The following is a 20,494-nucleotide window of genomic DNA, read 5'->3' as shown; positions in this document are numbered from 1 at the left end:
GGGATCAGCCCTGGAACTTGGCGATGATGGCGTCGCCCATCTCGGTGGTGCCGACCTCGGTCATGCCCTCGGACATGATGTCCTTGGTGCGCAGGCCGTCGTCGAGCACGGCGGCGATCGCCGCTTCGAGCTTGTCGGCTTCCACCGTCATGCCGAAGGAATAGCGCAGGCACATGGCGAAGGAGGCGATCATGGCGATCGGATTGGCGACGCCCTTGCCGGCGATGTCGGGCGCCGAGCCGTGCACCGGCTCGTAGAGCGCCTTGCGCTTCTTGGTCTTGACGTCCGGCGCGCCGAGCGAGGCCGACGGCAGCATGCCGATCGAGCCGGTGAGCATGGCGGCGATGTCCGAGAGCATGTCGCCGAACAGATTGTCGGTGACGATGACGTCGAACTGTTTTGGCCAGCGCACCAGCTGCATGCCGCCGGCATCGGCCAGCATGTGGTCGAGCTTGACGTCGGCATATTTCGCCTGATGCGTCTGGGTGACCACCTCGTTCCACAGCACGCCCGACTTCATGACGTTGCGCTTTTCCATCGAGGTGACATGGTTCTTGCGCGTGCGTGCCAGCTCGAAAGCGACGCCGGAGATACGCTCGATCTCGAACGTGTCGTAGACCTGGGTGTCGATGCCGCGCTTCTGGCCGTTGCCGAGGTCGATGATCTGCTTCGGCTCGCCGAAATAGACGCCGCCGGTGAGCTCGCGCACGATCAAGATGTCGAGGCCCTCGACCACCTCCTGCTTGAGCGAGGAGGAGGTGGCCAGAGCCGGATAGCAGATAGCCGGACGCAGGTTGGCGAACAGCTCCATGTCCTTGCGCAGGCGCAGCAGGCCGGCCTCGGGGCGCACCTCGTAGGGCACCTTGTCCCATTTCGGCCCGCCGACGGCGCCGAACAGCACGGCATCCGCAGCAACAGCCTTTTCCATGTCGGCATCGGAGATCGCCGCGCCATGCGCGTCGTAAGCGCATCCGCCGACCAGCCCCTCGTCGGTGGCAAAGCCGCTGCCGAGCTTCGCGTTCATGGCCGCGATCAACTTCTTCACTTCGGCCATGGCCTCGGGGCCGATGCCGTCGCCGGCGAGCAGGAAGAGACTTTTCGAAGCCATGGAGAACCGTCCTGGGGAGAGAATTGAACCGCGGCCTTGCTAAACGCCGGGCGGGCTGTGCGCAAGGGGACGAGCCTCGAGATCCTTCACACCCCCTCTGCCCTGCCAGCATCTCGCAAGAGGCCGGTAGGCGCGCCATCACCGATGCGACAGGATATTCACCAGCCGCCCGAACGGATCGCGCACATAGAAGCGCCGCACGCCCCAGGGCTCGTCGGCCGGCCCTATTCGACGGCAAAGCCAGCCTTGCGCATGCGGTCCAGCGCATCATCGACATCGTCGACCTCGATCGAGAGGTCCGGCACCGGCGTGCCCGACCCGCCTTGCGACATGAAGCTGATCTGGACGGCCATGGTCTGCTGGGAGCCGTACGTGGCGATCCAGCCCATATCCATGAGCTGATCGAGGCCAAGCACGCCCTGATAGAAGCGCTTTGCCGCCGCAATGTCGGGCGTTTCGGTATTGGCGACGATGCGTCTGACCTTGACCATGGGCCGCTCCTCGCTCCACGCCGTCGTTGTGCCCAGCCGCTTCGCAGCTTGGGCGACAGGCCTCAGACAGTGCGCCTGAGCGCCGTCACCTCGATCTCGATCTTCATCTCCGGCTTGTTGAGCTGGCAGACGATCATCGTCGCCGCCGGGCGGATGTCCCCGAACGCCTCGCCGAGGATCGGGAAGACCACGTCAACATAGGCCTGGTCGGTAATATAGTAATGCGCCCGCACCACATCGGCCATGTCGAAGCCACCGTCGGCAAGGGCCTTGGCGATGGTGGCAAGACAATTGCGCGTCTGCGCCTCGACCGTGTCGGGCATCGTCATCGTGGCATAGTCGTAGCCGGTCGTTCCGGAGACGAAACACCAGTCGCCCTGCACCACCGCGCGCGAATAGCCGGCGGTTTTCTCGAAGGGGGAACCGGTGGAGATCAGCTTGCGCATGGGGGCCTCGCAGGATTTGTCCGGTCATTCTGAAACGCATCCACAGCCCAGTCGTGAGCCAGACAACGGGATGCTGGCGGGACAGCGGGGAGGCGCGAAGGACGCAACCTGGCAATTGACGCTCGGGCTAATTCCCCTGCGCGTCGTCATAGGCCTTCTTGATATCCGCCGGCCAGTCCTTTACCGGCGGCCAGGCATCCGGCTCGCCATTTTGGCCGCCGCGGGCGAAATAGACCTTGTGCTTGACCGGGTCGACCGCCATGAAGCCGTCATTGCCGCCGCAGTCATGTGGCACGCAGCCGGTGGCATAGAAGGCGCCGGAAGCGGTCTTTTCGGTGCCGCCGCCGACCAGCAGGCTGGTCGCCATGTCGGGCATATCGTCGCCCAGCAGCGCCTGCGCCGCCTTGTAGACCGCTTCGTTATGGAACGCGTCGATGATGTTGTCGTATTTCGACGCATCGACGTCCTTCCAGTCGGTGCCGGGTTCCGGCGTGTAGGTCAGGTTTCCGGAGGTCGTCAGCCCCTCGGTCGGCGACCATTGCAAGGCCGGCTTGGTTGCTCCGGGCAGCAGGAAAGGCATAAAATAGATGGCGTCGTCGGAAACCGCGGCCGGCGGCGCGCCGCATTCGTCCTGCTCGACCGTCGTGGTCCGGATCTCGCCGTCCTTCGGTTTCCAGACGATGACCTTGGCCGGGCCGCACTGGTTGCCGCCGTCGCCGACATCGACCAGCGCCACGTTGACGTCGCCGATCTTGACGATCCTGTCGAAGGAGACGTCGTAATTGCTGGCCAGCTGCTTGCCGTCATAGGCGAGCATCTTCTCGCCGTCCTGCTCCGGCTGCGTGATGGTGAGCTGGCCGCCCTCGAACGGGATCGGCGCCTGTTTGTCCTCGTCGGCGGGAGCGGCGTCGGAAGTGCTCGATGCGCCTTGATCGGCCGCCCCTTGATCGGCGGCGGGCTGGTCGGAAGGCGCGGGCGCCTGCGGCGCCGTCTGGCTCTGCGCGGTCGCCCCGGACACCGCCAGAAGGATCGCCGCCAAGGCGCAGGCGCCGGCCAGAAGCGAGCGTGTCATGACTGTCCCTCCGTTCAGCCACACGAACCCGGCCGCTTGCGGCCGGGCTATCTATCACAAGTGCCTCAGCCGTTCAGGCCCAGGGGCGCAGCTCGGCGTTCTTCTTCTCGAAGGACGCGATGGCGCCGGCCTTCTCCATGGTCAGCCCGATATCGTCGAGGCCGTTCAAGAGGCAGTGACGCTTGAAGTCGTCGAGATCGAACTTGACCACGCCGCCATCCGGGCCGCGGATCTCCTTGGCTTCGAGGTCGATCGACAGCGTGGCGTTGGAACCGCGCGAGGCGTCGTCCATCAGCTTGTCGAGGTCTTCCGGGCTGACCGTGATCGGCAGGATGCCGTTCTTGAAGCAATTGTTGTAGAAAATATCGGCGAACGACGTCGAGATGACGCAGCGAATGCCGAAATCGAGCAGCGCCCAGGGCGCGTGCTCGCGGCTCGAGCCGCAGCCGAAATTGTCGCCGGCGACCAGGATCTGCGCCTTGCGATAGGCCGGCTTGTTGAGCACGAAATCCGGGTTCTCCGAGCCGTCGTCCTTGTAGCGCATCTCGGCGAACAGGCCGGTGCCAAGCCCGGTGCGCTTGATCGTCTTCAGATAATCCTTCGGGATGATCATGTCGGTATCGACGTTGACGATCGGCATGGGCGCCGCGACGCCGGTGAGCTTGGTGAATTTGTCCATGGTCCTTACCCGTCTTCTCTCTGCGGGGAATTTTGCGCACGGCTTTACACAAAGCCGACGGCAAATGAAAGGCAACTGTTGTCGTGTGGCTTGGGCGATCGAACACAAGATCGGGATCGGCTGCTTTCAAAATCCCGGCCGATCGGGCACCTTGGCTGCATGACGCCGACTTCGAAGGTCCTTTACGCAAGCGAGCCCACGCTCGATGTCGGCGAATTCCGCCGCGTGCTGGTGGAATCCGGCCTCGGCGAAACACGGCCGGTCGACGACGAAGCTCGACTGAAGGCGATGCTCGGCAATGCCAATCTGGTGCTGACGGCACGGCTCGATGTCGACGGCAGGCCGCTTCTCGGCGTCGCGCGCGGCGTCACGGACTTCTCCTGGGTGTGTTATATCTCCGAGCTCGCCGTATCGGCTTCGGCGCAGGGGCTCGGCATCGGCAAAGGCCTGATGGACGAGGCACGCCGCCAGCTCGGCACGTCCGTCGCCATCAGCCTGATCTCGATGCCCGACGCCGTCGGCTTCTACGAGCGCATCGGCATGAAACGCATGCCCGACGCCTTCTGGTTCTCCCGCAAGCGCTGACGCCATTCACCGGCAAGTGATCGCTCGACCTGTCGCAACGCTTGACATGCAACCAGTTGGTTGCATATTAAAGCCATGAGCATGGATGCCGTCTTTCGCGCCTTGGCCGACCCGACCCGCCGGCAATTGCTGGACAGCCTCTATGCCAGGAACGGACAGACGCTGAACGCGCTCTGCGAACGGATGGACATGACGCGCCAGGCGGTGACCAAACACCTGGCAATTCTCGAGGAGGCGAACCTTGTCGCCACCGTTCGCCGCGGCCGCGACAAGGAGCATTACCTCAACCCCGTGCCGATCAACGAGATCGCCGAGCGCTGGATCGGCAAATTCGAGCGCCATCGGCTGGATGCCTTGAGCGACCTGAAGAAACGACTTGAAAGGGAAGAGCCGTGAGCGACAACACTTTCGTCTACGTCACCTACATCCGCACCACGCCCGAAAAGCTTTGGACGGCGCTGACCGATCCGGAGTTCAACCGGCAGTTCTTCCTCTGCTCCTACCAGGAGAGCGACTGGAAGGTGGGTTCGAGCTGGAAGCTGATCTTCCCGGACGGCCGCGTGGCCGACTCGGGCGAGATCCTCGAGATCGATCCGCCCCGGCGTCTGGTCATCAAATGGCGCAACGAATGGCTGCCCGAGGTGAAGGAAGACGGCTACACGCGCTGTACCTTCACCATCGAAAAGGACGGCGAGCTGATGAAGCTTGCCGTCACCCACGAGGCCGACGGCCCGCACCGGCTGATTCCGAACGTGTCCAAGGGCTGGCCGCTGGTGCTGGCGAGCCTCAAGAGCCTGCTGGAGACCGGCAAGGGTTTCGAGCGCCCGCCATCGAAGGTCTGAACCAGGTATTGAACGGCCGCGGAGGAGGTTGGCAATGATACTGCCGCATGGCTGGCCGCGCGCCATGGCGAACACCGAGACGGTCATGGCTTCGGCGGAACTTCCCGCTTCGCCGCAACAAGTCGTCACCGCGCTTCTCACCAGCGACGTCGAGCGCTGGTGGGGGTCGGCCGAGACCTACCGGATGATCGGCTGGGCCGCCGATCTGCGCGTCGGCGGATCGTGGCGCGTCATCGTGAGGACGGCCGACGGCAGGACCCTGCCCGCCAGCGGCAGCTTCCTCGAGATCGAGACGGGGCGCAGGGTCGTGCAGACGAGGCGCTACGATTGGGATCACCCGACGCTCGGCCGTCACGAAACGACAGTTGCCTATCTGCTGGAACCGACCTCTGCCGGCACGCGGCTCACCGTCTGCCATGGCGGCTTCGCCGGCTTCCCGGACGCCGCGGCGGAGCACGCCGAAGGCTGGGCGCGCGTGCTCGGCTGGCTACAGGCACATCTGGGCTGCCGCCTCGCCGCCTGAGCCCCACCTTGACCTGCAGGCGCGCCTGTCCAGATTGTCGACATGGCCGAAAACAAACCTTTTGTCGGAACAGCCGGATGGACCATACCGGCAGCGCACAGGTCCTCTGTTCCGGCGACGGGCTCGCAATTGGAGCGTTACGCTTCGCGTCTTCCTGTCGTGGAGATCAACTCCTCCTTCTACAAACCGCATCAGCGCGAAACCTATGAGCGCTGGGCGTGCTCGGTCCCGGATCATTTTCGGTTCTCCGTTAAAGTGCCCAAAGCCGCGACTCATGAGCGCCGCCTCATAGATTGCCATGATCTTCTGGATGCTTTCATGGGCGAGGTCGGAGGTCTCGGTGAGAAGCTGTCCGCCCTCTTGGTCCAGCTGCCGCCCAGTCTGCAATTCGACAGGCAGATAGCCAAAAAGTTCTTCGCTTTGTTGCACGACAAGACCGACTGCCGCTTGGTCTGCGAACCGCGTCACGCCAGTTGGTTCGAGCCGGGAGCAGACGCTTTGCTGAGCCGCCTCCGCGTCGGGCGCGTGGCGGCGGACCCTGCCTCAGTTCCCGCCGCTTCCGCGCCCGGCGGCTGGCATGAGCTCGCCTATTTCCGCTTTCACGGCGCGCCGCATGTCTATTTTTCGGACTACGACGCCGGCCGGCTGCTGGAAATCAGCGCCCATCTCGCCGACGCGGGCGCCTCAGCCACCGAGGTGTGGTGCATTTTCGACAATACGGCGCGCGGGCATGCGCTCGGCAACGCGCTGGCGGTCGATGCGATTATGCGTCAGATGACGTTCAATTCCCTGAACGCCCGCCCCGCCGCGACGCGCTCATATCCGAACGCCGTGCAATCGATCGTCCGATAGCCGCCATGCACGATGAGTTCCGAGAGCGCCTTGCCCACCGCCGGCGCCTGCTGCAGGCCATGGCCGGAGAAGCCGTTGGCGAAGAGGAAGTTTTCCACCTCCGGATGCGGCCCGATCACCGCGTTCTGGTCGAGCGTGTTGTAATCATAATGCCCGACCCAGGCGCGCGTCGGCTTGATCGCCTCGAAGGCTGGGACGCGGGTGGCTAACGTCGGCCAGATCACGTCCTCGAACAGCGGCCACTCGACCTCGAAATCGTTTGGATCGGGTGCATGGTCGCCTTCCTCCGGCTCGGCGCCGCCGGTGAGATAGACCGAGCCTTCCGGCCGCACATAGATGCCGGAGGGATCGACCAGCAGCGGCATGTCGGCATATTTCTCCCGCGCCTCGAAGACGAAGACGTTGCGCTTGCGCGGCTCGACCGGCAGCGCGAGCCCCGCAAGGGCGGCCACCTTGCCGGCGTTCGGGCCGGCGGCATTGACGATGATGCCGGCCTCCAGCGTCTCGCCATTGTCGAGGGCGACGCCGGTGACGCGACTGCCCTGGCGCGTGATACCGGTGGCCGACGCGGTGATGAAGTCGATCCTCCTCTCGCGCAGCGCCTTACGGAACAGCATCAGCAGCGCATGCGCGTCGAACCAGCCCTCGCCGCCGCGGCCATAGGCGCCCGCGGAAATGCCTTCGGTTGAAAGCCAGGAGAAGCGGCGGGCGAGCTGGCCTGCATCCTCCAGCACGATATCGGCGCCTTCGGCGATCTGCGCCTCGTGATTGGCCTTGAGGATCGGCAGCCCCGCCTCGCCGGCGAGGATCAGATAGCCGCCCTCGCGAAAGCCGATATCGGCGTCGGCGCCGAAAGTCTCTTTCAGCTGCCGGAACAGCTTCAGCGTGAATTGCGACAGGCGGATGTTTTCGGGAATGGAAAATTGCTGGCGGATCGAGGCCAGGGATAGCGTCGTCGCCGCTTGCGAGAATTGCGGATCGCGCTCGATCAGCGCGATGGAGCCGGTAAAACCTTCTTCGCGCAGATAGTAGGCGACCGAGGACCCGACGATGGCGCCGCCGATGATGACGATGTCGTAACGCACTTTGTTCTCCGATTCACCGGTCCTCACGCGACCGGCAAATTGATCTCGAAGCGCGCGCCGCGTTCGGAGTCAACCAGCGTTATCGTGCCATCATGTGCTTTCAGGAGGGCCAGCACGATGCCGAGGCCCATGCCGGTGCCGCCGGCCTCGCGTCTTGTGGTGAAGAACGGCTCGAATATTCTTGCGCGATTGGCCGCCGAAATGCCGCCGCCGTCGTCGTCGACGTGGAGGGCCACCCTTTCGCCCGCCTTTTCGGCGCCGACCGTCACCTGCTTCGCGCCGTGCCGTGCGGAATTGTCGATGAGGTTGGCGAGCACGATCGCGAGATTCTCGCCCGAGATGCCGAGGCCGATATCGCTGCCCGATTCGACGCGTACCTCCAGCCTGGCGTCGACCGGCAGCAGCGCCAGCACCGCGCCGATTGTCGTGCTTTCGCCGCTCGGCGCCAGGTTTTCCGCGCGCGCCAGTTCGAGCAGCCGGCGTACCAACAGATTGAGCCGTCCGGCATCGGTGACGATGTTATTGGAAAAACGCCGTCGCTCGGCCTCGTCCATCGTCCCGCCGGAATCCCTGAGCAGCTCGGCCGCGCCCTGGATCGCCGTCAGCGGCGATTTCAGCTCGTGCGAGACATGGGTGGCGAAGGTCTGGATGCTGTCGGAGCGCGCCTGGAGTTTTTGCGCCATGTCGAGAAAGGCGGCCGACAGGGCCGCCATCTCGCGCGTGCCGTGATGGGCGAGTGGCCGCATTGCCTCGCGGTCGCCGGCGGCGATGCGTTTGGTGCGCTCGATCAGCGCGTAGATCGGCCGGCTGACGGTGCGGATGAACACCAGCGCGATCAGCAGCGTGCCGCCGAGAATCGCGATCGCCGCGAGCGTGACCTTGCCGCGCTCGCCATAGAGATGTTTCACGATGTTGTTCGGCGTTCGCGACATATAGACCACGCCGGCGACCCTGCCGTCGAGTTCGACCGGCAAGGCGACGAAGACGCGCACCTTGGTGCCGCGACTCACCGAATAGAGCGGCGGCGGCGGCTGGTCGGGGATCCGCAGGCGAAGCTCGCTTGCATAGGCGCCTGCGAGCGCCTGCCGCACCTCCTCGACCGCAACGAAAGACTGTCCGACCTCACCGCCGCCGGCAATCACCACGCCATGCGGATCGAGCAGCCGGAAGCCGGCAAGCGTTGTCTTCTGCGCCTCGTCCAGAATGCCGTCGAGCTTTGCGCCTATGGCCGCGAAGTCCGGATCGGCGGTGGCGGGAACGGCCGCCGGTCGCGACGGCATGACATTGTCGGAGGCAAGGTCGAGCTGCGGCTCGATCGGCTGATAGGGGTAATTATTGTCCCTTGCCGGATCCGCCGAGATCGGCGTTCCCAACCGTTCCGGTGCAATGCCGGCCGCGCGCACCGCATCGGCATAGACGGCGGCAATCACCGCGCCCTGTGCGATGAGCTCGCCCTCGGTCTGGCGGATCAGCTGGTTTTCATAGAGCCGGAAGAAGAACAGGCCGACCAGCGGCAGCGCCATCACCACGATCAGGATGGCGACGACCACGGTGGCGAGCCTGGGCCGCCATTTCTCCTTGCTCAGCCACCGCATCGGCCGAGCCGGAAGCCGACGCCATGCACGGTCGCGATCGCATCCGAACAGCCGACCGCCGCCAACTTGGCGCGGATGTTGCGGATATGGCTGTCGACCGTGCGTTCCGAGACATGGATGTTGGATTGGTAGGCATTGGCCATCACCGCATCGCGGCCAAGCACATGCTGCGGGCGGCCAAGAAAACCTTTCAGAATCGCGAACTCGATCGCTGTTAGGGTGAGCGGCTTGCCTTCAAAGCTCGCAGCATGACTTGCCGGAACCAGCACGAGCTTGCCATGCGCGAACTGACGGTCGTCGGCGTCTTCCTCCACCACCGCCGGGCGCGCCCGCCGCAGGATGACGTTGACGCGGGCAACCAGCTCGCGTGGGCTGAACGGTTTCGTCACATAGTCGTCGCCGCCCATTTCAAGGCCGAGGATACGGTCGATTTCTTCATCGCGGGCCGACAGGAACAGCACCGGCACGTCGGAGCGCTGCCGCAGCCTGCGGCAGACCTCCAGCCCGTCCATCTCCGGCATGCCGATGTCGAGCACGATGAGGTCGGGCGCGCGGCGCTCGACCGCTTGCAGCGCGGCGGCGCCGTCGGCGACGGCGGCCGTCTTCATGCCGGCCTTTTCCAGCGCGAAGCAAATGATCTCGCGGATATGCGGATCGTCGTCGGCGACGAGGATGTTGTGCGGCATGGAATCTGCAGCTCGCTGAATACGGTTTTGTCATGACAGGATTAGCAAGCGGGCCGTGCTTGTCGAGAGCGCGCAAAGGCCGCCAGTCGTGAAAGCTGGCGTCAAGACCGAACCGTCCCGAGCGCCGCCGCTCGCATGGCATGCCGCAGCCGTGATCTTGGGATGAAAGGAAGCATGACCGCCGTGATGCGCGGCCTCTGCGGCTCGACCAACCACCAGCCTTCGTTGCGGAGGCGCCGGGGCAGGGACCAGCGGGATCTGTGATGTGTTCGCATGCCGCCTGTTTCGCCGGCGGCTGCGGAAAGCGCGCGGCGGATTGGAGGAGGTTTTCCGCAAGGATTTGCAGATTTCGTGCAGGAGCAAAGTCGTTTCAGGCTGGCGCCGCCTCTCACCTGCCTGCCGGCATCCTCTCCCCGTATAGTGACGGGGAGAGGGGCGCTGCCATCGCCGGCTTCGCCAATCGCCAGCATTGCAGGAGCCGACATCGCGGCCAGGCCCTTTCTCCCCGTCACTATACGGGGAGAAATGCCCGGCAGGGCAATGAGGGGCGGCGCCGGCTTCGACAATTAGCCAGAACGCAAATGAGTTCTATGGTGCCGCGCCTTGCCTCGCCCGCTGCAAGCCGGCATAGATCGGTCATGACCTCTGACACCTACCGCCCGCGCCGCTCGGTGCTCTACGTGCCCGCTTCGAACGACAAGGCGCTGGCCAAGATCCCGTCCTTGGCCTGCGATACCGTCATCATCGACCTCGAGGATGGCGTGGCACTGGCCGACAAGGTTTCCGCCCGCGACAAGCTGACCGGCATCCTCGCCGCGCGGCCGGCGCGCCGCTGCGAGATGGTGGTGCGCATCAATCCGCTCGGCAGTGAATGGGGCATCGACGACCTGTTGACCGTCGCCAAGGCAGAGCCCGACGGCATTCTTTTGCCCAAGATCGGAACGCTGCGCGACATCCTCGAGGCCGGCGACCTGCTCGACGACAATTTCGCGCCGGATATCGTGAAACTGTGGGCAATGATCGAGACGCCCAAGGCGCTGCTCAACGTCGGCGCCATCGCCGAGCTTGGCCGCGATCCCTCTTCCCGCCTCGCTTGTTTCGTCGCCGGAACGAACGATCTGGTGAAAGCAACCGGCATTCTGGCGACGCCCGACCGGCGCTATCTCACGCCCTGGCTGCTGCAGCTTGTGCTCGCCGCCCGCGCCAGCGGCCTCGACGTGATCGAGGCGTCGCCAACGACTTTCGCGACCTCGACGCCCTCGCGCGGGAATGCGCCGACGCGGCCGCCATGGGTTTCGACGGCAAATCGCTGATCCACCCCGCCCAGATCGAGCCCGCGAACCGCGCCTTTGCGCCGGCGCCGGAGGCCCTGGCCAGGGCGCGGGCGATCAGGGAGGCGTTCTCACGGCCCGAAAATGCCGGCAAAAGCGTCATTGCGCTGGACGGCCGCATGGTCGAGCGGCTGCATCTGGCGGAAGCCGAGAAACTTCTGGCGAAGGCCGCAATCATCGGCGCATGATGCGCTCGAGCGATTCCAGGAAAGATAGACAAGCATTGGTCACGACAGGGTCGAAAATGAAACTCTACCGCTTTCTGTCCGGTCCGGACGATTCCACTTTCTGCCATAAGGTGACTTCGGCCCTGAACAAAGGCTGGCACCTGTTCGGCTCGCCGACCTATGCCTATGACAAGACGACCAAGTCGATGCGCTGCGGCCAGGCCGTGGTGAAGGATATCGAGGGCCAGGAATATACGCCTGACACCAAGCTCAGCGATTGGTAGGAAAGGGCGGCAGCCCTCTCATTCGTCACCCCGCCGCTGCCTGCTCCGCCGCTTCCTCGATCCGCTCCATGTCGTCGTCCGACAGGCCGAAATGGTGGCCGATTTCGTGGATCAGCACGTGAGTGACGATGTCGCCCAGCGTCTCCTCGTTCTCGGCCCAATAGTCGAGAATGGCGCGGCGATAGAGCGTGATGCGGTTCGGCCCCTCGCCGGTCTGCGGGTTCCAGCGCTCGGCGATGCCGCGCCCCTCGAACAGGCCAAGCAGGTCGAAGGGCGTCTCCAGCGACAGGTCGTCCATGATCTCGTCGGTCGGAAAATCGGCGATCTGGATGATGATCTCGCCGGTGAGCTTGCGGAACTCCTCCGGCAGATGGGCGTAGGCCTCCAGCGCCAGAAGTTCCATCTCGTCCATCGATGGCGAGAGTTGGTCGTGCCAGATGCGGGTCTTGTAGATGCGGGCCATGAGGTTTCCTTTGACCTCGGCATATAGGCTTTCGCGCCTGTCGAGGCAAATGGGCCCGGCTGGCTGGGTCTTGGAAGCTGAAAGCCGAAGGAATAAATTCCTTGCGACTCCGCTTGACTCTTCCAGGCCCCTCTGGAATCTATAAGAACATAACAGGAACAAGTGCTGCCGAAAGTGAACGTCATGGCGATAAGCGCCGTGGCGCGGGAAACTGTTTTTGCCCTGCGCCGCCAGATCGCAAAGATCGAGGGAACGCTGCCCGAGCGCCTGGAAGCGCCGGCTTCCGGCGCGCCAAAAGCGATTCCAGGAACAGTGCGAAGCGGTTTTTCGTCCGGACTTGCAAAAAAACAAATAGCTGGCGATGCCGCGGGATCGGATGTCACCCCCGAAATCACCATCGTCCGGCGCGGCCTCGCTGTGGCCTCGCCGGATGCCTTCCTGCATACCGGCGTAGAACGCCTCGACACCGCCCTCGGCGGCGGCCTGCCCAAGGCGGCGCTCAGTGAAATCCATGGGCTGGAGACCCGCGATGCCGGCGCCGTGGCCGGCTTTGCGCTGTCGCTCGCCAGCTTGATCCTCCAACAGAAGCAGGGCCTGCCGGTCCTCTGGATCGGAACGGCGGAGATTTTCCGCGAGGCCGGCTTTCCCTATGCCAGGGGCCTCCACGCCTTCTTCGGCATCGAGCCCGAACAATTGCTGTTTTCCGAAGCGCCGAAACTGCTCGACGCGCTGTGGATCGCCGAGGAGGCCGCCCGCATGACGGCCTTCGCCGCCGTCCTCCTCGAGATCCGCGGCAGCCCGCGGCTTCTCGACCTTACCGCGACGCGGCGGCTGCACGCCCGCGCCCAGAGCGCCGGCCGGCCGGTGTTTTTGCTGCGTCAGGCCGGCCAGGCCGAGCCCACCGCGGCGCCCGTGCGCCTCATTGTTTCGGCAGCGCCCGCGGCGAGCCGCGAAACGCTCGCCGGCGCGCTGGCCGGCTCGATCGGCCGCCCCGCCTTCACCGTCGATATCGGCAAGAGCCGCACGGCCCTGCCCGGACAATTCACACTGGAGTGGAACCCCGATGAGCACGCTTTTGCCGAAAGAAGGCCCGAGGAAGAGCGGGCAGCGAATTCTGTCGCTGTGGTTCCCCTATCTTTGCGCGGAGCGGATCCTGCGCCAGCGTCTGGGGCGGTCCTGGCGTTCCCGGCCCTCGCATCACCTGCCCCCATCTTGCCCACCGCTTGTGATCAGCCATCGCGACAGCAACGCCCAGCGCATCGCAGCCCTCGACGAGCGGGCTGAGGCGCTGAAGCTGAAGCGCGGCATGGGCATTGCCGACGCGCGCGCCATGCATCCGTCGATCGATGTGGTGGAGGCCGACCCGGAAGCCGACCGCCGCCTGCTCGAAGGCCTCGCCGACTGGTGCGACCGCTACACGCCGCTGGTGGCGATCGACGGCGAGGACGGGCTGTTTCTCGACGTCACCGGCTGCACGCACCTGTTTGGTGGCGAGCGGGCCATGCAGGACGAGATCCTCACCCGTTTCTTCCAGCAGGGTTTCGATGTTCGCGCCGGCCTCGCCTCGACGCCGGGCGCCGCCTGGGCGGCGGCGCGCTTCCACGGCGACCGCATCGTTGCCGGCGGCGAGGAGGCGGCGCTGCTTTCGCCCCTGCCGCTTTCGGCGCTGCGCATCGCGCCGGAAACCCGCGCCAGCCTGGAAAGCGTCGGCCTGCGCACGGCGGGGGCGGTGATGGCCGCACCCCGCGCGCCGCTCGCCCGCCGCTTCGGCGCCACCTTGCTTCTGCGCCTCGACCAGGCGCTCGGCCGGCTCGACGAGGCGGTGTCGCCGCGCCTTCCCGTGGCGCCGCTCTCGGTCGAGCGCCATCTTGCCGAGCCGATCGTGCTCACCGACGACATCGAGCGGCTGGTGAGCCGGCTTGCCGTTGCCTTGAAGGCCGACCTCGAGCGCCGCGGCGAAGGCGCGCGGGCGCTCGCCCTTCTCCTCTTCCGCGTCGACGGCGCCGTCAGCCGCATCGCGGTCGGCACCTCGCGGCCCATGCGCGAGCCGCAGCTGATCCGAAAGCTGTTTCACGAACGGCTGACCGCGCTGGAACAGACCATCGATGCCGGCTTCGGCTTCGACCTCATGCGGCTGTCGGTGCTTTCGGTCGCCGCCTTCGACATGCTGCAGGCCGACCTTGCCGGCGAGACAAGCGACGATGACGCCGACATCGCTTTATTCGCCGACCGCGTGCGTGCCCGTCTCGGCGAAGCCGCCGTGCTGAAGCCGGTCGTCGTCGATAGCCACCTGCCGGAGCGCGCCGTTACCACGGTTCCTTTCGCGGAGGCGCCGCAAAGGCGCATGCCGCCGAAGCCCGACCGGACAGCACCTCCGATGACCATCTTCCCGCCGGAGCGGCCGGTACGGCTGTTCCGCTCGCCCGAGCCGATCGAGGTGCCGGCGACCGAGATCCCCGAGGGCCCGCCGATGAATTTCCGCTGGCGGCGCGCGCTTTATCGCGTCGCCCGCGCCGAAGGGCCGGAGCGCATCGCCGCCGAATGGTGGCGGCAGCTGCCCGGTGAGGAAGAGGCGCCGACGCGCGACTATTACCGCATCGAGGACAGCGAAGGGCGCCGCTACTGGCTCTACCGCCAGGGCCTCTACAGCAGCGCCTCGCATGCCGCGCCGCGCTGGTTCATGCACGGCGTCTTCGCATGAACGCGCTGACCGCCATCCCCTATGCCGAGTTCGGCATCCAGTCGAACTTTTCCTTCCTGCGCGGCGCCTCCAAGCCCGAGGAGCTGGTGGTCACGGCGAAATTCCACGGCTTTTCCTCGATCGGCCTTGCCGACCGCAACACGGTCGCCGGCGTCGTGCGGGCCTGGCAGCAGGCCAGGGTCGAGAAGCTGCCCTATCATCCCGGTTGCCGCCTGGTTTTTTGCGACGGCACGCCGGACATTCTGGCTTACCCCCGCGACCGCAAGGGCTGGGGACATCTCTGCCGCATGCTGACGCAGGCCAATCTGCGCGACGAGAACGAGAAGGGCGCGACGCTGCTCGAACTCAACGACCTTCTCGAATGGGGCGATCTGATGTCGCTGGCGATCCTGCCCAACCTGTCGGGAGGCGCGGAAGACAATCTGACGCTCATTAGCCGGCTTAAGGATCGTTTCGGCGCCGCGCTTCGGCTTGCCGTGGCGCCTGATTACGGCGGCAACGACCGCTTCCGTATCGAGCAGGCGGCGGCGATGGCCCAACATCTGCACATCCCGCTGATGGCGACCAACGACGTGCTCTATCATGCCGCCGACCGCCGCCCGCTGCAGGACGTGCTGACCGCGATCCGCCTCAACACGCCGGTTTCCGAGGTCGGGCTGGAGCTGACGGCAAATGCCGAGCGTCATCTGAAGACGCCGCTGGAGATGGCGCGGCTTTTCCGCCGACACCCTGAAGCGCTGGCGGAGACGCTGCGCTTCGCCGACGAGCTCACCTTCTCGCTCAGCGACCTCGAATACAATTATCCGGACGAGCCGACGGAATCCGGGCTCGGACCGCAGGCCGAGCTCGAACGCCTGGCGCGGGAAGGAGCGGCCGTGCGCTATCCGGCCGGAATCCCGGAAGAAGTGCTGCGGCGCATCGGCAGCGAGCTCGCTTTGATCGAGCGGCTGAACTATGCGCGCTATTTCCTGACCGTCCACGACATCGTGAAATTCGCCCGCAGCAAGGGCATCCTTTGCCAGGGGCGCGGCTCGGCCGCCAATTCGGTCATTTGCTTCTGCATCGGCATCACCGAGGTCGGCCCTGACCGGATCGATGCCCTCTTCGAGCGCTTCATCTCCGAGAAACGTAACGAGCCTCCCGACATCGACGTCGACTTCGAGCATGAACGGCGCGACGAGGTCATCGCTTATATTTACGAGAAATACAGCGCCAAGCGCACGGCGCTGGCCGCCGCCGTCATCAGCTATCGCGGCCGCTCCGCCCTGCGCGAGGTGGCGAAGGCCATGGGCTTGTCCGAAGACGTCCGGAGCGCCCTGTCGAGCACCATCTGGGGCTGGTCGACCTCGGAGCTCGGCGAAAGGGAAGCCAATGCCGGCGGCCTCGACCGCGCCGATCCGCTGTCGCGGCAGGTGCTGGAACGCGCCAACGAGATCATCGGCTTCCCCCGCCATCTCTCCCAGCATGTCGGCGGCTTCGTCATCACCCGCGACCGGCTCGACGAGGTCGTGCCCATCGTCAAGACGGCGATGGAAGAGCGCAAGATGGTCGAGTGGGACAAGGACGATCTCGACGCGGTGAAGATCCTCAAGGTGGATGTGCTGGCGCTCGGCATGCTGACCTGCCTGAAGCGAGCCCTGACCTTGCTCACGCATCATTATCCGCAGGCGCGTGACAAATACGGCCGGCCGCATCAGTTGAGCTCGCTGCCGCCGGAGGACCCTCGCGTCTACGACATGATCTGCCGGGCCGACACGCTGGGCGTCTTCCAGATCGAATCGCGCGCCCAGATGTCGATGCTGCCGCGGCTTCAACCGCGTGAGTTCTACGATCTCGTCATCGAGGTGGCGATCGTGCGGCCCGGCCCGATCCAGGGCGACATGGTGCACCCCTATCTGCGTAGACGGCAGGGCAAGGAGCAAGCCGAATACCCGAAGCCGGAACTGAAGGAGATTCTCGGCAAGACGCTGGGCGTGCCGCTGTTCCAGGAGCAGGCGATGAAGATCGCCATCGTTGCCGGCGGCTTCCAGCCGGGCGAGGCCGATGAGCTGCGGCGCGCAATGGCCACCTTCAAGCGCACCGGCACGATCGGCAACTACCGCCAGCGCATGATCGACGGCATGGTCGACAAGGGCTACCAAAAGGAATTCGCCGAGCGTTGCTTCAAGCAGATCGAAGGCTTTGGCGAATATGGCTTTCCGGAAAGCCATGCCGCCTCCTTCGCGCTGCTGGTCTATGCCTCCTGCTGGTTCAAGACCTTCTATCCCGACGTGTTCTGCGCCGCGATTTTGAACTCGCAGCCGATGGGATTCTATCAGCCGGCCCAGCTCGTTCGCGACGCGCGCGACCATGGCGTGGAGGTGCGCGAGGTCGATATCAACCATTCCGTCTGGGATTGCAGGCTGGAGGAGGCCGGTTTCGATCCTTCGCGCATCCTCGAACGCCATGCCTCGATGCGCGGCGTCATCGAGACGGCTCATGCGGTGCGGCTTGGCTTCCGTCAGATCAAGGGGCTTTCGGAGGAAGGGATGGAGGCCGCCGTCGCCCGGCGCGGCGACGGCTATCGATCGGTCAGGGATGTCTGGCTGCGTTCGGGCCTCGATGTTGGCGAGATCGAAAGGCTGGCCCAGGCAGACGCCTTCCGCTCGCTCGGCCTCGACCGCCGCGCGGCGCTCTGGGAGGTGCGCGCGCTGGACGGCAGGAGCGCAGCCGAGAAACTGCCGCTGTTCGACCAGCCCACGCTCCGCTTGCGCGAGCTGGAGCCCGAGACGAAGCTGCCGAAAATGCCGCTCGGCGAGCATGTCGTCCACGACTATCGCTCGCTCGGCCTGTCGCTGAAGGAACATCCCGTCGCCTTCCTGCGCGAGCGGCTTGACCGCGCCGGCATCACCCCTAATGTCCGCCTGCCGTCGGTGCGCGACGGCCGCCGCGTCACCGTCGCCGGCCTGGTGCTGGTGCGCCAGCGCCCCGGCAAGGGCAATGCGATCTTCCTAACGCTGGAGGACGAAAAGGCGATCGCCAATGTCATCATCTGGCCGCGCGTCTTCGACCGCTTCCGCTCTATCGTGATGGGCGCACGCTTCATCCGCGTCACCGGCAAGCTGCAGCAGGAATCGGATGTCATCCACATCGTCGCCGACAGGATCGAGGATTTGACGCCCTGGCTGAGCGTCCTCCTGCAGGAGCCGCCCACCATCGAGCATCAGCCCGCCGGGTCATCGAATGGACCGGAGCGCTCCGCGAACCGCGGCCTGCCGGTGCGGCAGCATGTCGACGCCCTGTCGGGCGCGGCGCAACAGGTCATGCCCAAGGGGCGCAATTTCCAGTAGCGGCAACCGGCCCGCCGGCGCATTCACGACGGACCGCCGAGCCGCGGCGGCGGCTTGAGAGCGTCTTCGGCCGAGATCGTGCGCGCTTCCGAAGGCAGCATGATCGGGATGCCGTCACGCACCGGATAGGCAAGCTTCGCCACGCGCGAGATCAGTTCGCTGCGCTCGGCGTCCCAGGTCAACGGTCCTTTGGTCAGCGGGCAGGCGAGCAGTTCCAGCAATTTCGGGTCGACCGTGGCTTTGCGCCCGTCACGTCCGTCCGCCATCTCGCTTTTCCATTGTCCAACTGCCGCCGGCCTAAGTGTTGAGATTCAGGTCAGGCCGATTTCACCTGAATCATTGCGCTTACTGCAGGCTCGAGCCAAAATCCTCATCCTCGCGCGCCAGCGTAATTTCGGTGATGGCGATCAGCGTCTCGGCGCGCGTCTTCAGGTCCGCCGCCTCGAGCAGGGCCTGCTTCTCGGCCGGCCCATAGGGCGCCATCATCGACAGCGCGTTGACCAGCATGGCGTTCTCGGCGCGGCTCACGCTTTCCCAGTCGGCCTCGAGGTCGTTGGCCTGCAGATAGGCGCGGAACGCCTTGAGCAGGGCAGGGCGGTCGACCTCGGCGCCGGCCGGATCCTCCTCGAGATCGGCGAGGAAGGGTGCCATCCGGCATTGCCGGAACGGCGTCTTGACCGCCAGCTCATCCGTGACGCGGAAGCGGCAGACGCCTTGCAGCGAGATCAGGTAGCGCCCGTCGCCGGTCTCGGCAAGCGAGATGATGCGCCCGGCACAGCCGACGCTGCAAAGCTCGGGCTCGCCGTCGTGGCGCAACGCGCCGTCGAGGCTGGGCTGGATCATGCCGATCAACCGCGGCCCGGCCATCGCCTCATCGATCATCTCCAGGTAGCGCGGCTCGAAAATGTTGAGCGGCATGCGGCCGCCGGGCAGCAGCAGCGCCCCGGCGAGCGGAAACACCGGGATCCTCGACGGCAGATCCCTCGCGAGCCGGTAGCGGGCGTTTCCGACCTGCACCTCAACCCTCCGCCTGCGCTTCAACTCTCGAAAGCGTCGCCGGGCAGCGTATCAATCTGCGATCTCCTCTTACGCAACCCAGCCTGTTTAAACCCTCAACCGGCAGGGGCAAGCTGCTGCCGCCTATCTGGCGCAGTTGGCGCCTTGCGCAAGACCTCCTGGCAAAAGGGGCCAGCAGCAAAGCCGGCAAAAAGCTCAGGAGAACAACAGCGACGACAGCTTGCGCCGCGCCGACAGCGTCGCCTCGTCGGTCATCCCCCATGCCTCGAAGAACTTCAAGAGCTGCGCACGCGCGCCATCGTCGTTCCACGTCCGGTCGGCCCTGACGATCGCCAGCAGGTTGTCGGCGGCCTGCATCCGCTCGCCGCGCGCATTCTGCACCATCGCCAGGTCGAACCGCGCCTGGTGATCGTTCGGATTGGCGGCGAGCCGGCGTTCGAACTCGGCCGGATTGCCGAGCGCGGCGGCCTCCGCCGCGAGCGTCATCTTGGCGCGCAGCGCGGCAAACGCCGGCGCGTCCTTCTTGTCCTCCGGCGCCCTGGCAAGCACCGCCTCGGCGCCTTGGCTGTCGCCGGCCTCGAACAGGATCTCGCCGAGCCCGGCGATGGCCTCGATGGTTTCGGGCGACTGCTCGAGGATCGCATCATAGATGTCGGCCGCGGTCTGGGTGTCGCCTGCCTCGCGCGCCTCGGCGGCCGCGGCCAGCGCTTCGGTGATCTGCGGCGCGCCGCCGCCGCCCTTGCCGCCGACCTTCTGGATGAACTGCGTGATCTGGCTTTCCGGAATGGCGCCCATGAAGCCGTCGACCGGCTGGCCGTCCTTGAAGGCGATGACCGCGGGAATCGACTGGATGCCGAGCTGGCCGGCGACCGAGGGATGGTCGTCGATGTTCATCTTGACCAGCTTGACCTTGCCGCCGGCAGCCTTGACCGCCTTTTCGAGCTGCGGCGTCAGCTGCTTGCACGGGCCGCACCAGGGCGCCCAGAAGTCGACCAGCACCGGCTGGCGGCGCGATTCCTGGATGACGTCGGCCGCGAACGTCGCGGTCGTCGTGTCCTTGACGAGATCCGTGGCCGCAGGCGCCTCGCCGAGCGAGACCTTGCCGCGGTCCGCCCCGCCATATTGCACGGATTGGGCGTACTGGCCGGCATTGCCGCCAAATGAGCCGCTGAACGGATTGTTGTCACTCATGTCGTCGCCCTTTCGGTCGCGTCGTCGCCGGCTTCGGGGTGCGGCGC

General features: G+C 65.5%; 20 protein-coding genes and 2 pseudogenes. 10 read left to right on the top strand and 12 right to left on the bottom strand.

Annotation, left to right across the window (positions count from 1 at the left end; genetic code table 11):
- Positions 1-4: 4 nt before the first annotated feature.
- The 5 genes and pseudogenes from leuB to leuD form a co-directional block, all read right to left on the bottom strand.
- Positions 5-1,108, bottom strand: a complete 1,104-nt coding sequence (gene leuB, locus A9K66_RS11400; protein WP_067323610.1) for a 3-isopropylmalate dehydrogenase — start codon at positions 1,106-1,108, stop codon at positions 5-7.
- Positions 1,109-1,246: 138 nt separating this feature from the next.
- Positions 1,247-1,599 (bottom strand): annotated as a pseudogene (locus A9K66_RS11395) (VOC family protein).
- Positions 1,600-1,661: 62 nt separating this feature from the next.
- Positions 1,662-2,045, bottom strand: coding sequence for a RidA family protein (locus A9K66_RS11390; protein ID WP_067323608.1), 384 nt, complete (start codon positions 2,043-2,045; stop codon positions 1,662-1,664).
- Between the two features lie 127 nt (positions 2,046-2,172).
- The gene (locus A9K66_RS11385; RefSeq protein WP_067323606.1) at positions 2,173-3,117 is read right to left on the bottom strand and encodes a hypothetical protein; all 945 of its coding nucleotides are present in this window, start codon (positions 3,115-3,117) and stop codon (positions 2,173-2,175) included.
- A gap of 73 nt (positions 3,118-3,190) precedes the next feature.
- Positions 3,191-3,796 carry a 3-isopropylmalate dehydratase small subunit gene (leuD, locus tag A9K66_RS11380; RefSeq protein ID WP_066991643.1) on the bottom strand — a complete coding sequence of 202 codons (606 nt, stop codon included), beginning with the start codon at positions 3,794-3,796 and terminating at the stop codon, positions 3,191-3,193.
- A gap of 159 nt (positions 3,797-3,955) precedes the next feature.
- Here leuD and A9K66_RS11375 point away from each other — a divergent pair, with 159 nt between their 5' ends.
- The 5 genes from A9K66_RS11375 to A9K66_RS11355 all read left to right on the top strand — a co-directional run bounded on the left by A9K66_RS11375 (position 3,956) and on the right by A9K66_RS11355 (position 6,598).
- Positions 3,956-4,381: a GNAT family N-acetyltransferase gene (locus A9K66_RS11375; protein ID WP_067323604.1), complete on the top strand. Its 426-nt coding sequence runs from the start codon at positions 3,956-3,958 to the stop codon at positions 4,379-4,381.
- Positions 4,382-4,456: 75 nt separating this feature from the next.
- Positions 4,457-4,777 carry a helix-turn-helix domain-containing protein gene (locus A9K66_RS11370; RefSeq protein ID WP_067323602.1) on the top strand — a complete coding sequence of 107 codons (321 nt, stop codon included), beginning with the start codon at positions 4,457-4,459 and terminating at the stop codon, positions 4,775-4,777.
- Positions 4,774-5,223, top strand: coding sequence for an SRPBCC family protein (locus A9K66_RS11365; RefSeq protein WP_066991633.1), 450 nt, complete (start codon positions 4,774-4,776; stop codon positions 5,221-5,223). Before A9K66_RS11370 ends, A9K66_RS11365 begins: the two co-directional genes overlap by 4 nt.
- Positions 5,224-5,257: 34 nt before the next feature.
- Complete coding sequence (locus A9K66_RS11360) at positions 5,258-5,746, top strand: SRPBCC domain-containing protein (protein ID WP_067323600.1); 489 nt, start codon at positions 5,258-5,260, stop codon at positions 5,744-5,746.
- Positions 5,747-5,788: 42 nt separating this feature from the next.
- Positions 5,789-6,598 carry a DUF72 domain-containing protein gene (locus A9K66_RS11355; protein WP_067323598.1) on the top strand — a complete coding sequence of 270 codons (810 nt, stop codon included), beginning with the start codon at positions 5,789-5,791 and terminating at the stop codon, positions 6,596-6,598.
- Here A9K66_RS11355 and A9K66_RS11350 read toward each other — a convergent pair.
- From A9K66_RS11350 to A9K66_RS11340, 3 genes are read right to left on the bottom strand one after another with little or no spacing between them, the layout of a single operon-like run.
- Positions 6,517-7,683 (bottom strand): FAD-binding oxidoreductase, encoded by a 1,167-nt coding sequence (locus A9K66_RS11350; protein WP_067324626.1) that lies wholly within the window; start codon positions 7,681-7,683, stop codon positions 6,517-6,519. The genes A9K66_RS11355 and A9K66_RS11350 overlap by 82 nt on opposite strands.
- A 23-nt stretch (positions 7,684-7,706) precedes the next feature.
- Positions 7,707-9,278, bottom strand: a complete 1,572-nt coding sequence (locus A9K66_RS11345; protein ID WP_067323596.1) for a HAMP domain-containing sensor histidine kinase — start codon at positions 9,276-9,278, stop codon at positions 7,707-7,709.
- Positions 9,266-9,964 (bottom strand): response regulator transcription factor, encoded by a 699-nt coding sequence (locus A9K66_RS11340; protein ID WP_067323595.1) that lies wholly within the window; start codon positions 9,962-9,964, stop codon positions 9,266-9,268. Before A9K66_RS11340 ends, A9K66_RS11345 begins: the two co-directional genes overlap by 13 nt.
- Before the next feature lie 638 nt (positions 9,965-10,602).
- Here A9K66_RS11340 and A9K66_RS11335 point away from each other — a divergent pair.
- Together A9K66_RS11335 and A9K66_RS11330 are read left to right on the top strand one after the other, a co-directional pair.
- Positions 10,603-11,483: pseudogene (locus tag A9K66_RS11335) on the top strand (CoA ester lyase).
- Positions 11,484-11,539: 56 nt separating this feature from the next.
- Positions 11,540-11,746, top strand: coding sequence for a DUF1737 domain-containing protein (locus tag A9K66_RS11330; protein WP_066991619.1), 207 nt, complete (start codon positions 11,540-11,542; stop codon positions 11,744-11,746).
- Positions 11,747-11,771: 25 nt separating this feature from the next.
- Here A9K66_RS11330 and A9K66_RS11325 read toward each other — a convergent pair whose 3' ends face one another.
- Positions 11,772-12,209, bottom strand: a complete 438-nt coding sequence (locus A9K66_RS11325) for a metallopeptidase family protein (protein ID WP_066991616.1) — start codon at positions 12,207-12,209, stop codon at positions 11,772-11,774.
- A gap of 183 nt (positions 12,210-12,392) precedes the next feature.
- On the opposite strand from A9K66_RS11325, the gene A9K66_RS31135 reads away from it, so the two are divergent.
- Genes A9K66_RS31135 through A9K66_RS11310 form a run of 3 tightly spaced genes read left to right on the top strand, consistent with a single transcriptional unit; the run spans position 12,393 to position 18,239 of the window.
- Positions 12,393-13,493, top strand: coding sequence for a hypothetical protein (locus A9K66_RS31135; RefSeq protein ID WP_067324624.1), 1,101 nt, complete (start codon positions 12,393-12,395; stop codon positions 13,491-13,493).
- Positions 13,435-14,910 carry a DUF6504 family protein gene (locus A9K66_RS11315; RefSeq protein WP_067323593.1) on the top strand — a complete coding sequence of 492 codons (1,476 nt, stop codon included), beginning with the start codon at positions 13,435-13,437 and terminating at the stop codon, positions 14,908-14,910. The genes A9K66_RS31135 and A9K66_RS11315 overlap by 59 nt, the downstream gene beginning before the upstream one ends.
- A complete protein-coding gene (locus tag A9K66_RS11310; RefSeq protein ID WP_067323591.1) occupies positions 14,907-18,239 on the top strand; it encodes an error-prone DNA polymerase in 3,333 nt (1,110 codons plus the stop codon). Before A9K66_RS11315 ends, A9K66_RS11310 begins: the two co-directional genes overlap by 4 nt.
- Before the next feature lie 23 nt (positions 18,240-18,262).
- On the opposite strand, the gene A9K66_RS11305 is transcribed toward A9K66_RS11310, so the two are convergent.
- The 3 genes from A9K66_RS11305 to trxA all read right to left on the bottom strand — a co-directional run bounded on the left by A9K66_RS11305 (position 18,263) and on the right by trxA (position 20,447).
- Positions 18,263-18,505 carry a Trm112 family protein gene (locus tag A9K66_RS11305; RefSeq protein WP_067323589.1) on the bottom strand — a complete coding sequence of 81 codons (243 nt, stop codon included), beginning with the start codon at positions 18,503-18,505 and terminating at the stop codon, positions 18,263-18,265.
- A 79-nt stretch (positions 18,506-18,584) separates the two neighbouring features.
- The gene (locus A9K66_RS11300; protein ID WP_067323587.1) at positions 18,585-19,256 is read right to left on the bottom strand and encodes an LON peptidase substrate-binding domain-containing protein; all 672 of its coding nucleotides are present in this window, start codon (positions 19,254-19,256) and stop codon (positions 18,585-18,587) included.
- A gap of 195 nt (positions 19,257-19,451) precedes the next feature.
- On the bottom strand, positions 19,452-20,447 hold the full coding sequence (trxA, locus tag A9K66_RS11295) for a thioredoxin (RefSeq protein WP_067323585.1): 996 nt from the start codon (positions 20,445-20,447) through the stop codon (positions 19,452-19,454).
- Between the last annotated feature and the right edge of the window lie 47 nt (positions 20,448-20,494).

Origin of the sequence: Mesorhizobium sp. AA23 (assembly GCF_001672435.1) — a bacterium.
In the GTDB taxonomy this organism is placed as follows: Bacteria; Pseudomonadota; Alphaproteobacteria; order Rhizobiales; family Rhizobiaceae; genus Mesorhizobium.
The sequence above is the reverse complement of the archived record's forward strand: the minus strand, read 5'-3'. Positions and strand labels throughout refer to the sequence as shown.

Coding starts and splice junctions, on each gene's coding strand:
- leuB (WP_067323610.1), bottom strand. CDS start 1,108: ATGGCTTCGAAAAGTCTCTTCCTGCTCGCCGGCGACGGCATCGGCCCC.
- A9K66_RS11390 (WP_067323608.1), bottom strand. CDS start 2,045: ATGCGCAAGCTGATCTCCACCGGTTCCCCCTTCGAGAAAACCGCCGGC.
- A9K66_RS11385 (WP_067323606.1), bottom strand. CDS start 3,117: ATGACACGCTCGCTTCTGGCCGGCGCCTGCGCCTTGGCGGCGATCCTT.
- leuD (WP_066991643.1), bottom strand. CDS start 3,796: ATGGACAAATTCACCAAGCTCACCGGCGTCGCGGCGCCCATGCCGATC.
- A9K66_RS11375 (WP_067323604.1), top strand. CDS start 3,956: ATGACGCCGACTTCGAAGGTCCTTTACGCAAGCGAGCCCACGCTCGAT.
- A9K66_RS11370 (WP_067323602.1), top strand. CDS start 4,457: ATGAGCATGGATGCCGTCTTTCGCGCCTTGGCCGACCCGACCCGCCGG.
- A9K66_RS11360 (WP_067323600.1), top strand. CDS start 5,258: ATGATACTGCCGCATGGCTGGCCGCGCGCCATGGCGAACACCGAGACG.
- A9K66_RS11355 (WP_067323598.1), top strand. CDS start 5,789: ATGGCCGAAAACAAACCTTTTGTCGGAACAGCCGGATGGACCATACCG.
- A9K66_RS11345 (WP_067323596.1), bottom strand. CDS start 9,278: ATGCGGTGGCTGAGCAAGGAGAAATGGCGGCCCAGGCTCGCCACCGTG.
- A9K66_RS11340 (WP_067323595.1), bottom strand. CDS start 9,964: ATGCCGCACAACATCCTCGTCGCCGACGACGATCCGCATATCCGCGAG.
- A9K66_RS11330 (WP_066991619.1), top strand. CDS start 11,540: ATGAAACTCTACCGCTTTCTGTCCGGTCCGGACGATTCCACTTTCTGC.
- A9K66_RS11325 (WP_066991616.1), bottom strand. CDS start 12,209: ATGGCCCGCATCTACAAGACCCGCATCTGGCACGACCAACTCTCGCCA.
- A9K66_RS31135 (WP_067324624.1), top strand. CDS start 12,393: ATGGCGATAAGCGCCGTGGCGCGGGAAACTGTTTTTGCCCTGCGCCGC.
- A9K66_RS11310 (WP_067323591.1), top strand. CDS start 14,907: ATGAACGCGCTGACCGCCATCCCCTATGCCGAGTTCGGCATCCAGTCG.
- A9K66_RS11305 (WP_067323589.1), bottom strand. CDS start 18,505: ATGGCGGACGGACGTGACGGGCGCAAAGCCACGGTCGACCCGAAATTG.
- trxA (WP_067323585.1), bottom strand. CDS start 20,447: ATGAGTGACAACAATCCGTTCAGCGGCTCATTTGGCGGCAATGCCGGC.